Origin of the sequence: Microlunatus spumicola (assembly GCF_039536445.1) — a bacterium.
Classification (GTDB): domain Bacteria; phylum Actinomycetota; class Actinomycetes; order Propionibacteriales; family Propionibacteriaceae; genus Microlunatus; species Microlunatus spumicola.
In genome coordinates this window covers 660,309-679,218 of record NZ_BAAAYR010000004.1, presented here as the reverse complement: position 1 = coordinate 679,218, position 18,910 = coordinate 660,309, and the positions used below count along the sequence as shown (strand labels likewise).

Below are 18,910 nucleotides of genomic sequence, written 5' to 3'. Positions count from 1 at the left end.
GATTCTCTCCCGCTGCCGTCGGCCGCGGGTGCGGGGCCTCACGTTGAGACAGGCCCTGCTGGTACCACCCGCGTCAGGCGGCGTGCCGGGGCTCCGGGTCGGGCGCCGCGTGCTGGGGTTCCGGGTGCCGGTCGTGGCCCGTGCGGCGCAGCAGGTCGGCGACCGCGAACACCAGCGCGACGCCGATGAAGGCGATCGTGGTGCGCAGCGCCATCGACAGCGCCTCGGCGTAGTCGCCCTTCGTGCTGGCCAGCGCCGCGAAGAACTGCGCCAGGATCACGGCCACGCCGATCGCCGAGCCCACCCGCTGCGCGGTCTGCAGCATGCCGCCCCCGGAACCCGCGTGCACCGGGTCGACCTCCGCCAGCGTGAGGGTGACGTTCGGGGTGACGACGAGACCGCCGCCCAGTCCGGCGAGCAGGAAGGCGGGCGCCAGCTTGACCCCGACCATCCCGGACAGGTGCGGGACGAGCAGGTCGATGAGCACCAGGCCCGCGCTGATCATCACGAGCCCGATGACGGCGAGCCACCGGCCGAGTCGCTCGACCAGACGCCCGCTGACCAGGGCGGAGACGGCCGCACCGACCGCGAACGGCGTCGTCGTCAGCCCGGCCTGCAGGGCCGTGTAGTGCAGGCCCACCTGCAGGTAGAGCGTCGTGACCAGGAAGATCGCGGTGAAGCCCGCGAAGTAGAAGGTGCCGAGGCTCAGGCCGAAGACGTACGCGGGCACCTTGAGCAGGTCGAGGTCGATGAGCGTCTCCTTGCCGCGGCGGCGCCACAGGCGCTCCCACAGCACGAACGCGAGCCCGAGGGCGGCGGCCACCCCGAGCAGCCACCACGGCCGGGCGGACAGCGGCTCGCCCTGCCCGCCCTCCACGAGCGGGTAGAGCACGAGGACCACGGCGACGGCGAAGAGCAGGACGCCCACCGGGTCGAGGCTCTGCCGCCCCTTGCTCGGCGCGGACGCCGGCAGGAGCTTGCGGGCGACCAGGATGATCGCGATGCCGATCGGGACGTTCACGTAGAAGACGAGGCGCCAGCCGTACGACTCGCCGCCCAGGGCCACGAGCAGCCCGCCGAGCAGCGGCCCGATGGCGGTGGACAGGCCGATGGTGGCGCCGAAGATCGAGAAGGCCTTGGCCCGGTCCCGGCCCTGGAAGAGGTTCTGGATGAAGCCGGAGACCTGAGGGGTGATGATGCCGCCGCCGAAGCCCTGGACGACGCGGGCGATCGAGATCACCCACGGGGTGGGGGCCGCACCGGCGGCGGCGCTGGAGAGCGTGAACAGGGCGACACCGATCATGAAGACCGTCCGCCGGCTGCGGGCGTCGCCGAGCCGGCCCATCGGCACGAGGGCCACGCCGAAGGCGAGGGCGTAGCCGGCGACGATCCACTGCACGTCGCTGTCGTCGGCGTTCAGCCCCACGCGTAGCGTCGGGAGGGCCACGTTGACGATGCTGACGTCGAGCAGCGTCATCGCGCCGGCCGCCATCACGACGGCCAGGGCCCGCCAGCGCGAGCGTTCCTGGTCCTGCTCGCGGGTGCGCGTCGGGTCGGACGTGGGCGCAGAGGTCACGAACAGGTTGTACCCGGCACCGGGAGGTCATGGATGCGCGAATCAGGACTCGAACGGTTCGTCGAGGCGCAGGACGCGCGCGGGACGTACGCGCAGGCGCTGCGGGAGCTGCGCGCCGGGCGCAAGACGTCGCACTGGATGTGGTTCGTCTTCCCGCAGCTCGCCGGCCTCGGCCGGAGCGCGACGGCGCAGGCGTACGCGATCACCTCCCTGCAGGAGGCGCGCGACTACCTCGCCCACCCCGTGCTCGGGCCGCGGCTGCGCGAGTGCACGGCGGCGGTGCTCGGCCACGCGGACCGGACCGCCGAGCAGGTCTTCGGCGGGATCGACGCGCTGAAGCTGCGGTCGTCGATGACCCTGTTCGCGCGGGCCGCCCCGGAGGAGCCCGCCTTCGCCGAGGTGCTCGACGTCTTCTACGGCGGCGAGGCCGACGAGCGGACGGACGCCCTGCTCAGCCGAGCCGGCTGAGCACCGGCTCGAGCCGGCGCAGGTCGTCGGCGTCGACGAGGTCGGGCAGCGCCACGAACACGGTGCCGACGCCCGCGTCGGCCAGCTCGCGGTAGCGGGTCGCGTGGTCGGCCGCCGTCGCCGCGTGGCGTTGCCGGGCGAAGGCGGTGGCCGGGATGCGGCCGCGCAGCCGCTCCACCCGCCGGGCGACGTCCTCGCGGTCGGTCCCGAGGACGGGGACGTCGAGGACGGTCACCTCCACCTCGTCCGGGTCGCGCCCGAGGTCGGCGCAGTGGCCGCGCAGCACGGCCAGCCGGCGGGCGAGGCGGGCGGCGTCGGAGCTGGGCAGGTTCCACGCGTCGGCCTGCTCGGCGACGACCCGGAGCAGCCGGTCCCCGGAACCGCCGACGACGATCGGCACCCGCCCGACCGGACGGGGGTAGCAGGTGGTCTCGGGCAGGTGCACGTAGCGGCCGGCGTACGCCTTGGTCCCCGGCGCCCACAGCGCGCGCAGCGTCTCGATCGTCACCTGCAGCTGGGCGAGCCGGGCCGGCGCGGGCGGGAAGTCGAGCCCGAAGGTCTGGTGCTCGCGCAGCCACCACCCGGCGCCCAGTCCGCAGAACGCCCGGCCCCCGCTGAGGGTGTCGAGCGTGGCGACCGCCTTGGCCAAGATCCCCGGCGCCCGGAAGGTGGCCGGGGAGACGAGCGTCCCGAGCCGCAGGCGGGTGTCGAGCCCGGCGAGCAGGCCGAGCGCCACGTACGGCTCGGGGATCGGCTCCCAGGCGCGGTCGACCTGGGGGATCTGCACGAGGTGGTCCATGAGGGCGATCCCGTCGAGCCCGATGGCGTCGGCCGCGCGGACGAGGTCGGTGAGCCAGCGCGTGGGGTCGCCCACGCCCTCGCCCCAGGGGAACCGGGACACCTGCAGCACGACCCGCGGTCCGCCGTGCACCGGTACGGCCGGTTCCGGGAGGGCGGCGGGGGACAGCGGCGTTCCGGCCACCTGCCCGCGGTCGGGCTCGTCGGCCTGCTCGAGGACGACGGCGTCCCAGCGCTCCTCGTCCTCCGTGCCGTCGGGGGCCCAGCGGGTCGGGTCGTGCCGCTCGACCAGGGCCCGGACCCGGCGGAGCTGCTCGGTCAGGACGCGGGCGGGCACCGGACGGTCGCGGGCGCCGTTCCGGGAGCGGGTGAGCGCGGGCGGGGTGTCGAGGACGACCAGCACCGCGGGCAGGCCCGCCTCGCGAGCCCCGCGAGGTGGTGGACCCGCCGGCGTGGGTCGAGGCCGAGCGTGTCGACGACGGTGGTCAGCCCGCGGCGCAGGCGGGCGGCGACGATCTGGTCGAGCAGGGCGAAGGCGTCCTCGGAGGCGTCGAGGTCGTACGGGCCGCTGCCGACCGCGGCGCGGAGGGCGTCGGAGGACACGATCTCGCTGGCCCGGTAGCGCTGCGCGGCCCAGGTCGACTTGCCGGAGCCGGCCGCGCCCGCCAGGACGACCAGGGCGGGTCCCGGCCAGACCGGTGCCGCTTCCTCCACGTCCCCGAGTCTGGCAGCATCCGCGTCACCCGGGTCGGCCGCCGGCGCCGGCCCCGACGAGCGGAGCACGGACGTGGTCGACGACGACGACGACGCAGGAGCCGGTCGCGCGGCGCTGCGGCTGCGCGGGGTGGTGCTCGGCACCCCGGACCCCGTCGCGCTGGGCCGGTTCTACGCCCGGCTGCTCGGCTGGCCGTACCGCTCCGAGCACCCGGAGTGGGTGGTGCTGCTCGACCCGGCCGGCGGAGCGGGGCTGAGCTTCCAGCGCGAGGCCGAGTACGTGCCCCCGGTCTGGCCGGCCGGTCCCGGCGACCAGGCGATGATGGTCCACCTCGACGTGCAGGTCGACGACCTGACGGCCGCGGTCGCGTGGGCGCAGGAGTGCGGCGCCCGCCTGGCCCGCTTCCAGCCGCAGGAGGACGTCCGCGTCTGCCTGGACCCGGACGGGCACCCCTTCTGCCTCTACGTCGAGGAGGGCTAGCGGGGGAAGTCCTCCACGCGGACCGTCTTCACGCCGCCGTCGGTGTCGAGGTAGCGCACGGTAAGGCCGTCGGTCCCCGTGCTGCCCTCGACGGGCGGGACGAGCGCGGACGGGGTCGGCGAGGTCGGCGCCGGCTGCGGGACGCCGGGCGTCGGGGTGCCGGCGGACGAGGCGCTCGGGACTGGTGCCTCGGGGGCCGGGGCGGGTTCGCCGCACGCCGCCAGCGCGGCCGCGAGCACGGCGACGGCGGGGAGGCCGAGCCGGAGGCGGCGGAGGACGGAGGCGCGCATGACGTCTCCAGGGTAAGGAGACGGGCCAAGACCCGCCCGTCGCCGAGCGCGGCGGGCTGCCAGCCTGGACCCATGACCGAACGTCACCACGTGTCCTGCTGGCTGACCGACATGGACGGCGTCCTGGTGCACGAGGAGCAGCCGCTGCCGGGGGCGGCCGACTTCATCGCGGCCCTGCAGGAGCACGGCCGGCGCTTCCTCGTGCTGACGAACAACTCGATCTACACCGCGCGCGACCTGCGGGCGCGGCTGCTGCGCAGCGGCATCGACGTGCCCGAGGCGGCGATCTGGACCTCGGCGCTGGCGACCGCGCAGTTCCTGAGCGAGCAGATCCCGGGCGGTTCGGCGTACGTGATCGGGGAGACCGGGCTGACGTCGGCCCTGCACGAGGCCGGCTTCGTGATGACCGAGCGCGACCCGGACTACGTGGTGCTCGGTGAGACCCGGACGTACTCGTTCGAGGCCATCACGCGGGCGATCCGGCTGATCGAGCGCGGGGCCCGGTTCATCGCGACGAACCCGGACGTCACCGGCCCGTCGCCCGAGGGCTCGCTGCCGGCGACCGGTTCGGTGGCGGCGATGATCCGGCAGGCGACGGGGGTCAAGCCCTACTTCGTCGGCAAGCCCAACCCGCTGATGATGCGCTCGGCGCTGAACCGCATCGAGGCGCACTCCGAGACCACCGTCATGATCGGCGACCGCATGGACACGGACGTGATCGCGGGGATGGAGGCGGGCCTGCGCACGATCCTCGTGCTCACCGGGTCGACGAAGCGCAGCCAGATCGAGCAGTACCCCTACCGCCCGACCCGCGTCGAGGACTCCATCGCCGACGTCGTCCCGCTCGTCGCCGAGCTGGCCCCAAAGCCCTGACGGACCCCGCCCGTACGCCCCGGCTCCGGGTGACCAGTGGTCACTCCCGAGGTGAGAGGCAGGTTTCGGAAGCCTCCAGGTGACCAGTGGTCACTTTGGGTGTGAGGGGGAGGCTCCCGAGTGACCAGTGGTCACTTCGGGGCTGCGGGGAGGTTCTGGAGGCCCCCAATCGACCAGTGGTCGGAGCGCCGGGGCGCAGGAGGCAGCCGAGGCGCGAGCTCAGGCCGGGGCGACCGTACGGCGGGGGAGGTAGCCGAGTTGGAAGGCGGCGAGGGCGAGGGCGGTGACGGCGGCACCGGCGAGGGGGAGCTCCACCGAACCCCCGGCGAGGGCGGCGGCGCCGAGGAGCGGGGCGACGGCGATGCCGACGTACATCGCGGTCGAGTACCAGCCGAGGGTCAGGCCCGCGGTGGCCGGGTCGATCGCCACGAGGCGGTGCTGGAGGGGCACGACGGCGCCGAAGGCGACGACGCCCCAGACCCCGAACAGCACGGCGAGGGCGACGAACGAGCGCTGCTCCACCGCGAGGAGCACGAACACCGTGACCAGGGCGGCGGTCGCGACGGCGGCGGTCGCCCGGCTGCCGACGCGGTCGGTGACCGGCCCGGCGAGCGCGGTGCCGACCACGCCGCCGATGCCGTAGAGCAGCAGGAGCAGGGCGAGCAATCGGCCGTCGCCGCCGGTCGCGTCGTGGGTGAGCTGGGCGCTGAAGATGTAGACGACGTTGAAGCCGGTCGTGACGAGCGCGGTCGCCGCGAGCACGAGCACGACGCGCCGGTCGCGCAGCACGCCGACGCGGCGGGCCATGCTGCTCGGGGCTCCCAGCGGGAGGTGGCCCAGCCCGAGGGCCACCGCGACGGCGAGCACGAGGGCGAGGCCGGCGACGGTCAGCAGGGTGGCGCGCCAGCCGACGGCGGCGGCCAGCGCCGTGCCCGCGGGCGAGCCGACCGCCGAGGCCAGCGTGAACCCGAGCCCGGTGGCGGCGAGCGCCGTGCCGCGCTTCTCGGGCGGCAGCAGCGTGGGTGCGGCGGCGGTGGCCGTCGGGACGAGCGCGGCGCCGCCGAGCGCCGCGAGCACCCGGCCGGCGACGAACACGTCCAGCCCGGGGGCCAGGGCCGCGACGACGGTGCCGGCGGCGACGAGCAGCAGGCCGACGGCGATCAGGAGCCGGCGCGGGGCGCGGGGGACCAGGACGGGGACGAGGGGCGACGCGACGGCGACGACCGCGGCGTACCAGGTGATGGAGGACGCCACGCCGGTCTGCGTCGCGCCGAGGTCGGTCGCGATGGCGGGCAGCACCCCGGCGATGACGAAGGCGTTGGTGCCGACGACGAACAGGCCGGCGGCGAGGAGCGCGAGGCGTGCGGCCGTACGGGCGCGTCCGTACGATGGTTCGATCGTCGTCATACCGAGGACGCTAGCAGATAGTTCGATGACCATCGAACAATTGAGGACCGATGGACGACCGCTACCCCGTGCCCGACATGGCCGACGTGCGTCTGGTGACCGTGCTCGGCGCTGTGGCCGACCCGATCCGGCTGCAGATCGTGCGCGACCTGGCCGACGGGCTGCCGCACGCCAAGTCCGAGGAGGCGTGGGCCTTCGAGGTCAACAAGTCGACGATGGCCCACCACTACAAGACGCTCCGCCTGGCGGGGCTGACCCGCACGACCGTGACCGGCCGGAGCCACGCCATCCAGCTGCGTCGCGCGGAGCTCGACGAGCGGTTCCCCGGGCTTGTCGACGCCCTCGTCGCCGGTCACGACCCCGTCTCCTGAACGTCGCCGCTCAGGCGACCGTCTCGACCTTGCGGGGCATGAGGAGCACGGCCAGCAGCATGCCGACGGCCCCGACCGCGGAGGCCAGGAAGACGTGCTGCAGCGCGGTGGCCATCAGCGAGGGGGCGATGGCGCTCGCGGTGGTGGCGTTCCCGCCGCCGACGTGGTTGCCGAGCCCGGCGTTGGCGATCGCGCCGAAGACGGCGATGCCGAGCGCGCTGCCCATCGAGCGGGCGAACATCGAGGTGCCGGTGACGACGCCCCGGACGCTCCAGCCGACCGAGGACTGCGCCGCGATCAGCGTGGGCGCGGCGACGAGGCCCATGCCGAGGCCGATCACGAAGCAGGTCACGCCGACCTGCCAGATCGAGCTGGTGGGACGCAGCAGGGTGAGCCCGGCGACGCCGACCACCGCGACGACGGTGCCGATGAGCGCGGTCGAGCGGAAGCCGATCCGCAGGTAGATCCGCCCCGCGAACGACGCGGAGATCGGCCAGCCGAGGGTCAGGGCGGCGAGCGCGAAGCCCGCGACCAGCGCGCTCTGACCGAGCACGCTCTGCGCGTAGAGGGGGACGTACGACGTGAGGCCGATGAGCACGGCGCCGACGGCCAGGCTCGCGAAGCTGGTGGTGATGAGCAGCCGGTTCTTGAGGACCCACGTCGGCAGGATCGGCTCGGCCGCGCGGCGCTCGACGAAGCCGAACGCGACGACCAGCGCGATGCCCAGGGCCGGGACGCCGATGCCGGGGACGGTCAGCCAGGACCACAGCACGCCGCCCTCGAGCAGCCCGAGGATGAGCAGCGAGGAGCCGAGGGTCAGCAGCACCGCGCCGGCCACGTCGACCTTGTGCCTGACCCGTTCGACCTTCTCGTGGAAGTGCCGCGAGATCATCCAGCCGGCGACCAGCGCGAGCGGGACGTTGACGAAGAAGATCCAGCGCCAGTCGAGGAAGTCGACGAACACGCCGCCGAGGGTGGGGCCGACGACCGAGGAGATGGCCCAGACGCTGGCCACGTAGCCCTGGACCTTCGCCCGCTCCTCGAGGCTGTAGATGTCGCCGATGATCGTCATGCAGGTCGGCTGGATGGCGCCGGCGCCCAGGCCCTGCAGCGCGCGGAACGCGATCAGCGCGGGCATGCTCCAGGCGAAGCCGCAGAGCACGGACGCCACGAGGAACACGGCGATGCCGGTGATGATCACCGGCTTGCGGCCGTACGAGTCGCTCAGCTTGGCGAAGATGGGGACGGTCACGGCCTGCGCGAGCAGGAAGACCGAGAACAGCCAGGGGAACTGCGAGAAGCCGCCGAGGTCGTTGACGACCGAGGGGACCGCCGTCGCGAGGATCGTGGCGTCGATGGCGATCAGCCCCATGCTGAGCATCACGCCCAGCAGCACGGGGCCGCGCTCGGAGCGGAGACCGACCGACGCCCGCGTGATCGCGGGTGCCGTGTCGACGGAGGTCTGGGTCTGACTGGCCACGTCGCGTGGCAACCCGCGGGCAGCCGTATGCATTCCCCGACTCTGCTTCTTTCTCGTCGGACCTGGTCCCTCGGGTTCTGGATGCACCGCCCTCCTGAGAATCCACCCGGAACCCGGCGCGCAGGTCCTACGGTGTGCGCACCGTCGAGGAGGGACCGGCATGAGGCGCCTGCACCACGCGTGGGTCGTGGCCGGGGTGGCGTTCCTGGCCCTCGTCGGGGCCGCCGCCTTCCGTGCCGCCCCCGGACCGCTGATGGTCCCGCTGCACGACGACCTCGGCTGGTCGATGGTGACGATGTCGGGCGCCGTCAGCGTCAACCTCGTCCTCTACGGGCTGACCGCCCCCTTCGCGGCCGCGCTGATGCAGCGCTTCGGGCTGCGTCGCGTGACCGGCGTCGCGCTCGTCCTCGTCGCGGCCGGGGCCGGCCTGTCGGTCTTCGTCCGTGCCGCCTGGCAGCTCACCCTCACCTGGGGCGTCCTCGTCGGGCTGGGCACGGGCTCGATGGCGCTGGTCTTCGCCGCCACCGTCGCGAACGCCTGGTTCGTCCGGCGCCGCGGCCTGGTGCTCGGCATCCTCACCGCCGGCGGCGCGGCCGGGCAGCTCGTGTTCCTGCCGGTGGTCGCCCACCTGGCCGGATCCGTGGGCTGGCAGGGCGCCTCGCTGGTCGTCGCGGCCGCCGCGCTCGCGGTCCTCCCGCTGGCCGTGCTGGTGCTCCGCGACCGGCCCTCCGACCTCGGGCTGCCGCCGTACGGGGGCGACCACGTGCTGCCGCCGCCCCCGCCCGCGACGCAGAACGCGGCGGTCATCGCCCTCGGCGCGCTCCGGGTCGCCGCCCGGACGCGGGCCTTCTGGGCGCTGGCCGGGGCGTTCGCCATCTGCGGCGCGACGACGAACGGCCTGATCGGGATCCACTTCATCCCCTCGGCCCACGACCACGGCATGGCGACGACGACGGCCGCCGGCCTGCTCACCGTGGTCGGGCTGTTCGACATCGTGGGCACGATCGCGTCGGGCTGGTTCACCGACCGGGTCGACCCCCGCGTGCTGCTGCTCCTCTACTACGCGTTCCGCGGGGTGGGCCTGCTGCTGCTGCCGTGGCTGCTGGCCGACGCCGTGCACCCGAGCATGGTGCTGTTCATCGTGGTCTACGGGCTCGACTGGGTGGCCACCGTGCCGCCCACGGTCACGCTCTGCCGGCGCATCTTCGGCGAGCGGGGGACCATCGTCTTCGGCTGGGTCTTCGCCGCGCACCAGCTTGGCGCGGCGGCCGCGGCCCTCGGCGCGGGGGTGGTCCGCGACGTCTTCGGCACCTACACGTACGCCTGGTTCGGCGGGGCCGCGCTCTGCGCCGTGGCGGCGGTGCTCTCGGTCAGCCTGCGGCGTCCGCCGGCCGACCCGGGGCCGGCGCCGCGCGAGCCCGTCGCCGAGGCCGAGGCGGCCGCGGAGCTCACGCCCTGACCGCGTCCTCCGCCCGACGTCGCGTCACGTGCGCGAGCGCGCGCGGAGGGGTGGGAGGTGTTTGCACTCGCCCTGGTCGAGTGCTAAACATGGGGTTAGCACTCGGCACGCGAGAGTGCCACATTCCTACGCGGGTGAGGTCCCCATGGGCCGTCCGTCGCGGGCCCTGAGTAGGAATCAGCGCAGGAACCACCCCGTCAGCAGAGGATTCGCCACACATGCCGAAACTCATCTCTTTCAACACCGAGGCCCGGCGCGGCCTGGAGCGTGGCATGAACACGCTCGCCGACGCCGTCAAGGTGACCCTGGGCCCGAAGGGCCGCAACGTCGTGCTCGAGAAGAAGTGGGGCGCCCCCACGATCACGAACGACGGCGTCTCCATCGCCAAGGAGATCGACCTCGAGGACCCGTACGAGAAGATCGGCGCGGAGCTCGTCAAGGAGGTCGCCAAGAAGACGGACGACGTCGCGGGCGACGGCACCACGACCGCCACCGTGCTGGCCCAGGCGATGGTCCGCGAGGGCCTGCGCAACGTGACCGCCGGCGCCAACCCGATGGACCTGAAGCGCGGCATCGACAAGGCCGTCTCGGCCATCGTCGAGCAGCTGCAGCTCGCCTCCGTCGAGGTCGACACCAAGGAGCAGATCGCCGCCACCGCGTCGATCTCCGCCGGTGACACCACGGTCGGCGAGATCATCGCCGAGGCGATGGACAAGGTCGGCAAGGAAGGTGTCATCACCGTCGACGAGTCCAACACCTTCGGGCTCGAGCTCGAGCTCACCGAGGGCATGCGCTTCGACAAGGGCTACATCTCGCCCTACTTCGTCACGGACACCGAGCGCATGGAGACCGTGCTCGACGACCCGTACGTCCTGATCGTCAACGGCAAGGTCTCGGCGCTCAAGGACCTGCTGCCCCTGCTGGAGAAGGTCATCCAGGCCGGCAAGCCCCTCGTCGTCATCGCCGAGGACGTCGACGGCGAGGCCCTGGCCGCGCTGATCGTCAACAAGATCCGCGGCACCTTCAAGTCCGTCGCCGTCAAGGCCCCGGGCTTCGGTGACCGCCGCAAGGCCATGCTCGGCGACATCGCCATCCTCACCGGTGGCCAGGTCATCTCCGAGGAGGTCGGCCTCAAGCTCGACGGCGTCGGTGTCGAGCTCCTCGGCCAGGCCCGTTCGGTCGTCGTCACCAAGGACGAGACCACGATCATCGAGGGCGCGGGCGCGTCCGACCAGATCGCGGGCCGGGTCAGCCAGATCCGTACCGAGATCGAGAACTCGGACTCCGACTACGACCGCGAGAAGCTGCAGGAGCGCCTGGCCAAGCTGGCCGGCGGTGTTGCGGTGATCAAGGTCGGCGCGGCCACCGAGGTCGAGCTCAAGGAGCGCAAGCACCGCATCGAGGACGCCGTCCGCAACGCCAAGGCTGCGGTCGAGGAGGGCATCGTCGCCGGCGGCGGCGTGGGCCTGCTGCAGGCGGCCAAGGACGCCAAGGTCGACCTCACGGGCGACCAGGCGATCGGCGCGCAGATCGTCTTCACCGCGGCCTCGGCCCCGCTGAAGCAGATCGCGTTCAACGCCGGCCTCGAGGGCGGCGTCGTGGCGGAGAAGGTGCGCAACCTCCCCGCCGGCCACGGCCTGAACGCGGCCACGGGCGAGTACGTCGACCTGGTCTCGACCGGCATCATCGACCCGGTGAAGGTCACGCGCTCGGCGCTGCAGAACGCGGCCTCGATCGCCAGCCTCTTCCTCACCACCGAGGCCGTCATCGCCGACAAGCCCGAGAAGGCCGCTCCGGCCGGCCCGGGTGGCGACGGCGGCATGGGCGGCATGGACTTCTGAGTCCCTGCTCGACCAGCTCAGCCAGCACGACCCGTACGACTCGTACGGCCTGACGCACGAGAGGCGGTCCCCTCCGGGGGGCCGCCTCTTGGCGTTCCGGGGGTAGTTGGCCCGGCCGCGGCGAGCGCGCCGCCCAGCGCCGCGACGGCCGCGAGGCAGAAGAGCACGGCGGCCGGGAGGTGGGTGTAGCCGAGGCCGCCCAGCGAGGCCCCCGCCACGGGGCCGACCCCCATCAGGAGCGTCTGCAGCAGGGCCTGGCTGCGGGCCTGCTGCCCGGGTGGGAAGGCGGCACGCACCCGGACGACGAGGCCGACGTAGACCAGGGCGTACCCGCCACCGCGGACGGCGCTCGCGGCCACCAGCCCCCAGGGCGAGGAGACGGTTCCGTAGAGGACCAGGGCCACGGCGAACATCAGCCCGCCCAGCAGCACGATCGCCCGCGGCCCGTGCCGCCGGGCCAGGTCTGCGCTCCGGTGCATCAGCGGGATCTCCGCGGCGGCACCGACGACCGAGCTCGCCCCGACCACGAGGACCGCGCCTCCGACGTCGACGATCCGGAGCGGGAGCACGGTGAACGTCGTCGCCATCGCGACCCCGAACACGAGCACGCCGGCCAGCAGGACCAGCACCTGCGGGGTGAGCGGGCGCGACCGTACGGCGGTCCCGCCCTCCGGGGGCCCGGGCCGGGGTACGGGTGTGGCCACCGAGATCCCCCGGGTGCTGAGCACGGCGACCAGCAGCGCGGCGGGGTAGGCGAGCAGGATCAGCCCGAGCCCGGTGTGCCCGAGCGCCCAGCCCCAGAGGCCGACGGCCACCGCGAAGCCGACGCTGGCCCACATCCGGATGCGGCCGTAGTCGGCCGTGTCGCCCAGCACGTCGACGGTGAGGGCGTCCGACAGCGCCTCGCCGGGTGCCCGGGCGGCGGCGAGCAGGAGGGCGCAGAGCACGATCGCGGGCACCGTACGGCCGGCGGCGAGCAGGGCCACCGCGGCCACCGCGGCCAGCACGAGGGACAGCCGGAGCGTCCGGACCAGGCCGAGGTCGCCGTCCGCGAGGCGTCCCCAGAGCGGGATGGCCACGACCCCCACGCCCGACATCAGGCCGATCACGAGGCCGGCCCCGGTCGCGGTCAGGTCGCGGGAGGTGAGGTAGAGGACGAGGTACGGCAGCAGGGTGCCGATGCCGGCGCCGACGGCCGCGTAGAGGGCGGGCAGACGCCGGGCGCTGCGGGTCGGGGGCACGACGGCCCACGCTAGGAACGCGGCACGTCCCCGGCAAGGAGTGATCAGCCCGGCTGCGCGAAGCGGGCCATCCGGTCAGCGCCGGTGAGCGAGCCGGGTCGGGCGATCACCGCCGGTGAGCACTCTCGGCCGAAGGGGTGCCACGCGCGACGGGGGCCAGCAGGATGAGGCGCACCTCGGTCCGGCCGGCTCGTCGCGGCGCGGGACCACTCCCGCACCTCGTGAGGACAGCGCATGGACCTCGTCGCCCGCCACCGCACTCCGAACCCGTCGGGCCGGGCCCGACGGCTCGTCGCGGCCCTCGCCTCCGTCCTGCTGGTGGCGCTCGGCCTCGGCGTGCTCGGGGGCGGCACGGCGTCGGCCGCCCCGCGCGACGGCTCGTCCCGCGTGCTCGTGGTCGCTCCGGACGGGAACGACCGCGCCGCGGGCACCGCGCGTCGACCGCTGGCCACGGTCGCCGCCGCGGTCCGGCGGCTCCCCGCCGGCGGGACGGTGCTGCTGCGGGGCGGGCGCTACGACGAGCGAATCAGCCTCGGCGTGTCCGCGCACGACCTCGTCCTGCGCCCGTACCGGCACGAGCACCCCGTCCTCGACGGCGCCGGCCTGGTCGTCCCCGACGGCCGGAGCGCGATGGTCGCGATCGACGGCAGCCGCGACGTCACGGTCGAGGGGCTGGAGATCACCGGCTACCGGACGGCGGCGCTCGACCCGGTCCCGATCGGGATCTACGTCCACGGAGCGGCCCGCGACGTCGTCCTGCGCGACAACCACGTGCACCACCTGGGCAACGACAACCCCACCCTCGGCAGCTACGACCTGAACGCGCACGGGATCGCCGTCTACGGCGACTCCGTCGAGCACCCGATCACCGGGCTGGTGATCGAGGGCAACGAGGTCGACCACCTGAAGCTCGGCGCGAGCGAGTCCGTCGTGGTCAACGGCAACGTCGACGGCTGGCGGGTCAGCCGGAACGACATCCACGACAACAACAACATCGGCATCGACGCGATCGGCTACGAGCCGACGCTGCCCGAGCCGTACCGCTACACCGACCGCAACCGGGCGCGCAACGGCGTGATCGACCACAACACGGTCCGCAACATCGTCTCCAGGGGCAACCCGACGTACTACGAGGACGGCGGGTGGTGCAACTGCGCCGACGGGATCTACGTCGACGGCGGGACCTCGATCCGCGTCGAGCGCAACACCGTCTCGGGCAGCGACATCGGCATCGAGGTCGCCGCCGAGAACGCCCGGGGGAGCGCCGACCACGTCCTCGTCTCGCGCAACCTGGTCACGCGCAGCGCGTACGTCGGCATCGCCACCGGCGGCTACTGCAACGGCGACGAGGCCTGCGGGGGCGAGTGGACCGGCGTCGCGCACGACAACCGGTTCGTGCGCAACACCCTGTACGCCAACAACCAGCTCGACGACGGTTCGCCGGAGGTGCTGGTCCAGTACTACGTCTCCCGCACCACGTTCGAGCACAACCGCGTGTGGGCGACCAACGACGCCCGCGCGGTCCTCGGGACGCAACCCGGGACCGAGGACGACGGCGTCAGCACGCCGCTGGAGGCGGACCACAACACGTACTGGACGACGGGCGGGCACCGCAGGCAGGCGACGTTCGCGTCGCTCGGCACGACCTACACGGGGTTCGAGACCTACCGGAAGGCGACCGGGGAGGACCGGCACAGCCGGTTCGCGAAGTTCCGGGTGCCGAAGCGCTGAGCCGGCGGGGACCCCTGGTCAGACGGTGATCACGCGGACGCCGGCCTGACGGATGGGGTCGAGGGCGTCGGGAGGGGCGGCGCGGTCGGTGATCAGGTCGGTGATGCCGGAGAGCGGGCTGATCCGGGCGAACGTGACCTTGCCGATCTTGGAGCTGTCGGCGACGACCAGGCGCCGCCGGGCCTGCTGGAGGAACGCCGCGTCCGTGGTGGCCTCCATCTCGTCGTAGGTCGTGCAGCCCTCGGCGGACAGGCCGTCGACGCCGATGACGGCGAGGTCGAGGTGGTAGTTGGCGAGCATCGTCTCCGCCGCCGGGCCAACGAGCTCCCGTGAGCGGCGCACGATGCCGCCGATCATCACCAGGCGGATGCCGGGCTTGCCGGCGAGCTCGGAGGCGACGTCGAGCGAGTTCGTGACGACGGTCAGCCCGCGCCGCTCCAGCAGCACGCGGGCGAGCTCGAGCGTGGTGGAGCCCCCGGTGAGCCCGACGACCGAACCCTCGCCGACCAGGCCCTCGGCGGCGCGGGCGATGCGGCGCTTCTCCGGCTGCCGCAGCACGGCCTTCACCCCGGCGGGCACCTCGGCGTCGGACTGCTGGGAGACGGCCCCGCCGTGCGTCCGGACGAGCAGCTGGCTGCGGCTCAGCGCCTGCAGGTCGCGGCGGACCGTGGCCCCGGACACGCCCAGCTCGGCGGCCAGGCCGCCCACGTCGACCCTGCCGGAGACGCCGACCTGCTCGAGGATCGCGTTGAGCCGCTGCGCGCGCTGCACCCCCGGACCATAGCAACCCCGATGGGCACACTCGTAACAGCCGCTCTGAGCAAGTGATCACTTCGCTGCGCATTTGCGCCGAACTGTTGACCTCGGGGTCCCCAAATGCTTGGTTCAGGGACACGAACGCGCAGCGGGGGTGCACTTGCTCACGACCGCGCAGGCATCAGCACAGCTCGTCCGGACCAGACAACGGAGGCGTGACATGACCACAAGCGGCCGATCGGCACGGGGGGCCCTGCGGCTCGTCGCAGGGCTGGGCACCGCGGCGCTGCTGCTCGCGGGCTGCGGCGGAGGCGGAGGCGGGCAGGCGGGCGGCGGCTCGACCCAGACCAGCGGCGTGACCATCACGGTCGCGCTGGCCGCCGACCCGCCCCCCAAGGCGGCGCTCGACGACTTCACCAAGCAGACCGGCATCACGGTCAACTGGGTGAACATCGACTGGGACAGCCTGCAGACCAAGATCAGCGCCGCCGCGACGGCCAAGACCTACTTCGCGGACGCGACGGACGTCGACTGGTCCCGGGTCGGCCAGCTGGGCAAGCTCGGCTGGTTCTACCCGATGGGCGACTACCTCGACGTCGAGGCGATGAAGGCCGACATGCCCCAGCTGGCCTCCTTCACCAGCGACGGCAAGGTCGTCGGCATCCCGTACGACGCCTCGTTCATGGTCACGACCTACAACAAGAAGCTCTTCGACGCCGCGGGCGTGACGAAGGAGCCGACGACGATGACCGAGTACACCGACGCGCTGACGAAGGTGAAGGCCAAGGGCGACGTCGAGCACCCCCTGAACATCCCCTTCGCCGCGGCCGAGGGGCTCTCGACCTACTGGTACGAGACCACCGCCGCGTTCGGTGGCACGGTGCTCGACGAGTCGGGCAAGCCGCAGTTCACGGACCCGTCCTCGGGCGGATACAAGGCCGCGCAGTGGATGGTCGACGCGATGAAGAACGGCCTCGTGCCGCCCGGCAACATCAACGTGAGCGACAGCCAGGGCCAGCAGACGCTGATGGCCAAGGGCGAGGTCGCGAGCATCTTCTCCGACTACTCCGGCACGGTCGGCACGCTCTACGACGTGCCCGAGCAGTCGTCGGTCAAGGGCCAGGTCCGCTACCTGAAGACCCCCGGCGTGACCGGCCCGGTGGCCAACCTCAGCAACCCGGACGGCGTCGGCATCCCCAAGGAGGCCAAGTACCCCCAGGCCGCCGCGAAGTTCATCGACTGGTTCACCTCCGAGTCCCAGCAGGTCGACTTCGCCGGCGTGAACGGCCCGGAGAAGGCCTTCACCGCCTTCCCGATCCCGTCTCGGCTGTCGGCCGTCGAGAAGATGACGACCACGGGCAACCTCGTCTACGGCAAGGAGCTCGAGGAGATGCTGTCCGGATCCAAGCCGGTCTTCCCCGGCGGCGCCCCGACCTGGTACCCGCAGTTCTCGAACGCGGTCTACACCAACCTGCACGCGGCGGCCACGGGGTCGATGAGCGTCGACGACGCCATCAAGGCGATGGGCGACACCGCGACCAAGCTGGCCGGCGGGCAGTGAGCGCGGGCCTCGCGGAGGTCACCCGGCCCGAGGTGCCCGGGGCGGAGCCGTCAGCACGGCGCCGCCACCGGCCCTCGCGCTCGGGACCCCTGGCGTACGTCCTCGTCGCGCCGGTGCTGCTCTTCATCGCCGGCCTCGCCCTGGTCCCGGCCGTGTTCACGATCGTGCAGTCGTTCTTCACGGTGAACGCGCTCGACCCGCCCACGCGCTTCTCGGGCCTGGCGAACTTCCGGAACCTCCTCGCCGACGACGCGATCCGCAGCAGCATGGCCAACACGCTGCTGTACGTCGTCATCGGCGTGGCGCTGTCGACCGTGCTCGGCGTGGCCATGGCCGTGCTGCTGCAGCGGCCGTTCCGGGGGCGGAGCTTCGTGATCGCCGTCCTGATCCTGCCGTGGGCGCTGCCCGGGGTGGTCGAGGGCATCCTCTGGAGCGGCATCTTCGACCCGAACGCGGGCCTCGTGTCGAGCGTGCTCGGCGATCTCGGGGTCGGGGGCGACCACCTGCTGCTCGGGCAGGACCGGCTGCTGACGATCTTCCTCATCGAGCTCGTCCAGGTCTGGCAGATCACCCCGCTGTCCGTGCTGCTCGTGCTGGCCGCGCTGCAGCTGATCCCCGACGAGCTGTACGAGGCCGCGCAGATCGACGGCTGCAGCCGGTGGGGCGTGCTCCGCTCGATCACGCTCCCGCTCGCCCGGCCCGGCATCGCGGTCTGCATGGTGCAGGCGCTGGTCGCGACGCTCAACGTGTTCGACCAGCCGTACGTCCTGAACGGTGCGGCCTCGACCGGGGCGACCGTGACGATGCAGACCTACTTCGTCAGCTTCCAGAACCTCGACTTCGGGCAGGGCTACGCCCTCAGCCTGATGATCACGGTCCTCACGCTGGTCGGCTCGTTGATCATCGTGAAGGCCGTCTACCGGAAGGTCGAGCTGTGACCGCCGTCCTCGCAGGTCCCGCCGTGGTCCGCCCGACCGGTCGTCGGCAGCGGCGTCGTCCGGGCCGGCTCGGGACGGGCCGCACGATCGGGCTCGTCCTCGCCGTGCTCTGGTCGATCGTCCCGATCTACTGGGCGGTCAAGACGAGCCTGCAGACCGAGGCGGACGCACGCTCGACCGACACCCAGTACGTGCCGCTCAGCCCCACGCTGAAGAACTACGCCAACCTGCTCACCGCCGACAGCGACGTGCCCGCGCAGATCCGGCGCTCGGCGCTCAACATCGTCGTCGAGTGCGGGGCCGCGACCATCGTCACGGTCCTGCTGGCCACCCTCGCCGCGTACGCCTTCGCACGGCTGCAGTTCCGCGGCCGGAACGTCTTCTTCTACGCGGTCCTGGCGACCATGGCCTTCCCGCCGTACACGACGCTGATCCCGCTCTACCGGATCATGAGCCTCTTCGGTCTGGTCAACACCTACACCGGCATCGTGCTCGTCTACGTCTCCGGCTTCCTACCGCTGGCGACGTGGGTGCTGCACAACTACTTCGCCTCCATCCCGCAGGGGATCGAGGAGGCGGGGCTGATCGACGGGGCCAGCCGGCTGCAGGTGCTGCGGCACCTGCTGCTCCCGCTGGCCGTGCCGGGGATCATCTCGACCGCGCTGATCACGTTCCTCTTCGCCTGGGGCCAGTTCCTCTTCCCGCTCGTGCTGTCGAGCGACCTCTCGACCCAGCCGCTGACCGTGGTCATCGCCGCCCTGCAGGGCCGCCACGTCGTGCCCTCGACCCTGCTGAACGCGGCAGGCGTGCTCGCGATCATCGTGCCGGCCGCGCTGGCCCTGACCTTCAACCGCTACATCGTCAACGGGCTGCTGGCGGGCAGCAGCAAGTGAGCCGCCGGAGCTCCGCGGCCGAGTGCCGCCGG

Annotated in this window: 18 protein-coding genes; 10 read left to right on the top strand and 8 right to left on the bottom strand. The window is 72.8% G+C overall.

Annotated features, from left to right (window positions below):
- Positions 1-73: 73 nt before the first annotated feature.
- The gene (locus ABD665_RS16060; protein ID WP_344742589.1) at positions 74-1,582 is read right to left on the bottom strand and encodes an MFS transporter; all 1,509 of its coding nucleotides are present in this window, start codon (positions 1,580-1,582) and stop codon (positions 74-76) included.
- Between the two features lie 27 nt (positions 1,583-1,609).
- Between ABD665_RS16060 and ABD665_RS16055 the strand changes: the two genes are divergently transcribed.
- A complete protein-coding gene (locus ABD665_RS16055) occupies positions 1,610-2,044 on the top strand; it encodes a DUF1810 family protein (RefSeq protein ID WP_204913612.1) in 435 nt (144 codons plus the stop codon).
- On the opposite strand, the gene ABD665_RS16050 is transcribed toward ABD665_RS16055, so the two are convergent.
- Together ABD665_RS16050 and ABD665_RS16045 are read right to left on the bottom strand one after the other, a co-directional pair.
- Positions 2,028-3,245, bottom strand: coding sequence for an LLM class flavin-dependent oxidoreductase (locus ABD665_RS16050; RefSeq protein ID WP_204913611.1), 1,218 nt, complete (start codon positions 3,243-3,245; stop codon positions 2,028-2,030). The genes ABD665_RS16055 and ABD665_RS16050 overlap by 17 nt on opposite strands.
- A complete protein-coding gene (locus ABD665_RS16045) occupies positions 3,161-3,556 on the bottom strand; it encodes an AAA family ATPase (RefSeq protein ID WP_204913610.1) in 396 nt (131 codons plus the stop codon). Before ABD665_RS16045 ends, ABD665_RS16050 begins: the two co-directional genes overlap by 85 nt.
- A gap of 73 nt (positions 3,557-3,629) precedes the next feature.
- Between ABD665_RS16045 and ABD665_RS16040 the strand changes: the two genes are divergently transcribed.
- A complete protein-coding gene (locus ABD665_RS16040; protein ID WP_344742521.1) occupies positions 3,630-4,037 on the top strand; it encodes a VOC family protein in 408 nt (135 codons plus the stop codon).
- Here ABD665_RS16040 and ABD665_RS16035 read toward each other — a convergent pair.
- Positions 4,034-4,327, bottom strand: coding sequence for a hypothetical protein (locus ABD665_RS16035; RefSeq protein ID WP_204913609.1), 294 nt, complete (start codon positions 4,325-4,327; stop codon positions 4,034-4,036). The two genes, ABD665_RS16040 and ABD665_RS16035, sit on opposite strands and share 4 nt — an antisense overlap.
- Before the next feature lie 72 nt (positions 4,328-4,399).
- Here ABD665_RS16035 and ABD665_RS16030 point away from each other — a divergent pair, with 72 nt between their 5' ends.
- The gene (locus ABD665_RS16030) at positions 4,400-5,200 is read left to right on the top strand and encodes an HAD-IIA family hydrolase (RefSeq protein WP_204913608.1); all 801 of its coding nucleotides are present in this window, start codon (positions 4,400-4,402) and stop codon (positions 5,198-5,200) included.
- Positions 5,201-5,419: 219 nt separating this feature from the next.
- Here ABD665_RS16030 and ABD665_RS16025 read toward each other — a convergent pair whose 3' ends face one another.
- Positions 5,420-6,607, bottom strand: coding sequence for an MFS transporter (locus ABD665_RS16025; RefSeq protein ID WP_204913607.1), 1,188 nt, complete (start codon positions 6,605-6,607; stop codon positions 5,420-5,422).
- 50 nt (positions 6,608-6,657) lie between these two features.
- Here ABD665_RS16025 and ABD665_RS16020 point away from each other — a divergent pair, with 50 nt between their 5' ends.
- Positions 6,658-6,978, top strand: a complete 321-nt coding sequence (locus ABD665_RS16020) for a helix-turn-helix transcriptional regulator (RefSeq protein WP_204913606.1) — start codon at positions 6,658-6,660, stop codon at positions 6,976-6,978.
- A gap of 10 nt (positions 6,979-6,988) precedes the next feature.
- Here ABD665_RS16020 and ABD665_RS16015 read toward each other — a convergent pair whose 3' ends face one another.
- Complete coding sequence (locus ABD665_RS16015; protein WP_344742520.1) at positions 6,989-8,458, bottom strand: MDR family MFS transporter; 1,470 nt, start codon at positions 8,456-8,458, stop codon at positions 6,989-6,991.
- Between the two features lie 160 nt (positions 8,459-8,618).
- Here ABD665_RS16015 and ABD665_RS16010 point away from each other — a divergent pair, with 160 nt between their 5' ends.
- Positions 8,619-9,917: an MFS transporter gene (locus ABD665_RS16010; protein ID WP_204913604.1), complete on the top strand. Its 1,299-nt coding sequence runs from the start codon at positions 8,619-8,621 to the stop codon at positions 9,915-9,917.
- Positions 9,918-10,135: 218 nt separating this feature from the next.
- Positions 10,136-11,758, top strand: coding sequence for a chaperonin GroEL (gene groL, locus ABD665_RS16005; protein WP_204913603.1), 1,623 nt, complete (start codon positions 10,136-10,138; stop codon positions 11,756-11,758).
- A 17-nt stretch (positions 11,759-11,775) separates the two neighbouring features.
- Here the strand turns inward: groL and ABD665_RS16000 are convergent, their stop codons facing one another.
- Positions 11,776-12,999: an MFS transporter gene (locus ABD665_RS16000; protein ID WP_204913602.1), complete on the bottom strand. Its 1,224-nt coding sequence runs from the start codon at positions 12,997-12,999 to the stop codon at positions 11,776-11,778.
- A gap of 234 nt (positions 13,000-13,233) precedes the next feature.
- Here ABD665_RS16000 and ABD665_RS15995 point away from each other — a divergent pair, with 234 nt between their 5' ends.
- The gene (locus ABD665_RS15995) at positions 13,234-14,730 is read left to right on the top strand and encodes a right-handed parallel beta-helix repeat-containing protein (protein ID WP_204913601.1); all 1,497 of its coding nucleotides are present in this window, start codon (positions 13,234-13,236) and stop codon (positions 14,728-14,730) included.
- Between the two features lie 18 nt (positions 14,731-14,748).
- Here the strand turns inward: ABD665_RS15995 and ABD665_RS15990 are convergent, their stop codons facing one another.
- Positions 14,749-15,501: a DeoR family transcriptional regulator gene (locus ABD665_RS15990; protein ID WP_204913600.1), complete on the bottom strand. Its 753-nt coding sequence runs from the start codon at positions 15,499-15,501 to the stop codon at positions 14,749-14,751.
- Between the two features lie 205 nt (positions 15,502-15,706).
- On the opposite strand from ABD665_RS15990, the gene ABD665_RS15985 reads away from it, so the two are divergent.
- The 3 genes from ABD665_RS15985 to ABD665_RS15975 are packed head-to-tail and all read left to right on the top strand — an operon-like array spanning position 15,707 to position 18,878.
- Entirely contained in the window at positions 15,707-17,047 is a 1,341-nt protein-coding gene (locus ABD665_RS15985; RefSeq protein WP_204913599.1) for an extracellular solute-binding protein, read from the top strand.
- A complete protein-coding gene (locus ABD665_RS15980) occupies positions 17,044-17,985 on the top strand; it encodes an ABC transporter permease subunit (protein ID WP_204913598.1) in 942 nt (313 codons plus the stop codon). The genes ABD665_RS15985 and ABD665_RS15980 overlap by 4 nt, the downstream gene beginning before the upstream one ends.
- On the top strand, positions 17,982-18,878 hold the full coding sequence (locus tag ABD665_RS15975) for an ABC transporter permease subunit (RefSeq protein WP_204913597.1): 897 nt from the start codon (positions 17,982-17,984) through the stop codon (positions 18,876-18,878). The genes ABD665_RS15980 and ABD665_RS15975 overlap by 4 nt, the downstream gene beginning before the upstream one ends.
- The last annotated feature ends 32 nt before the right edge of the window (positions 18,879-18,910 follow it).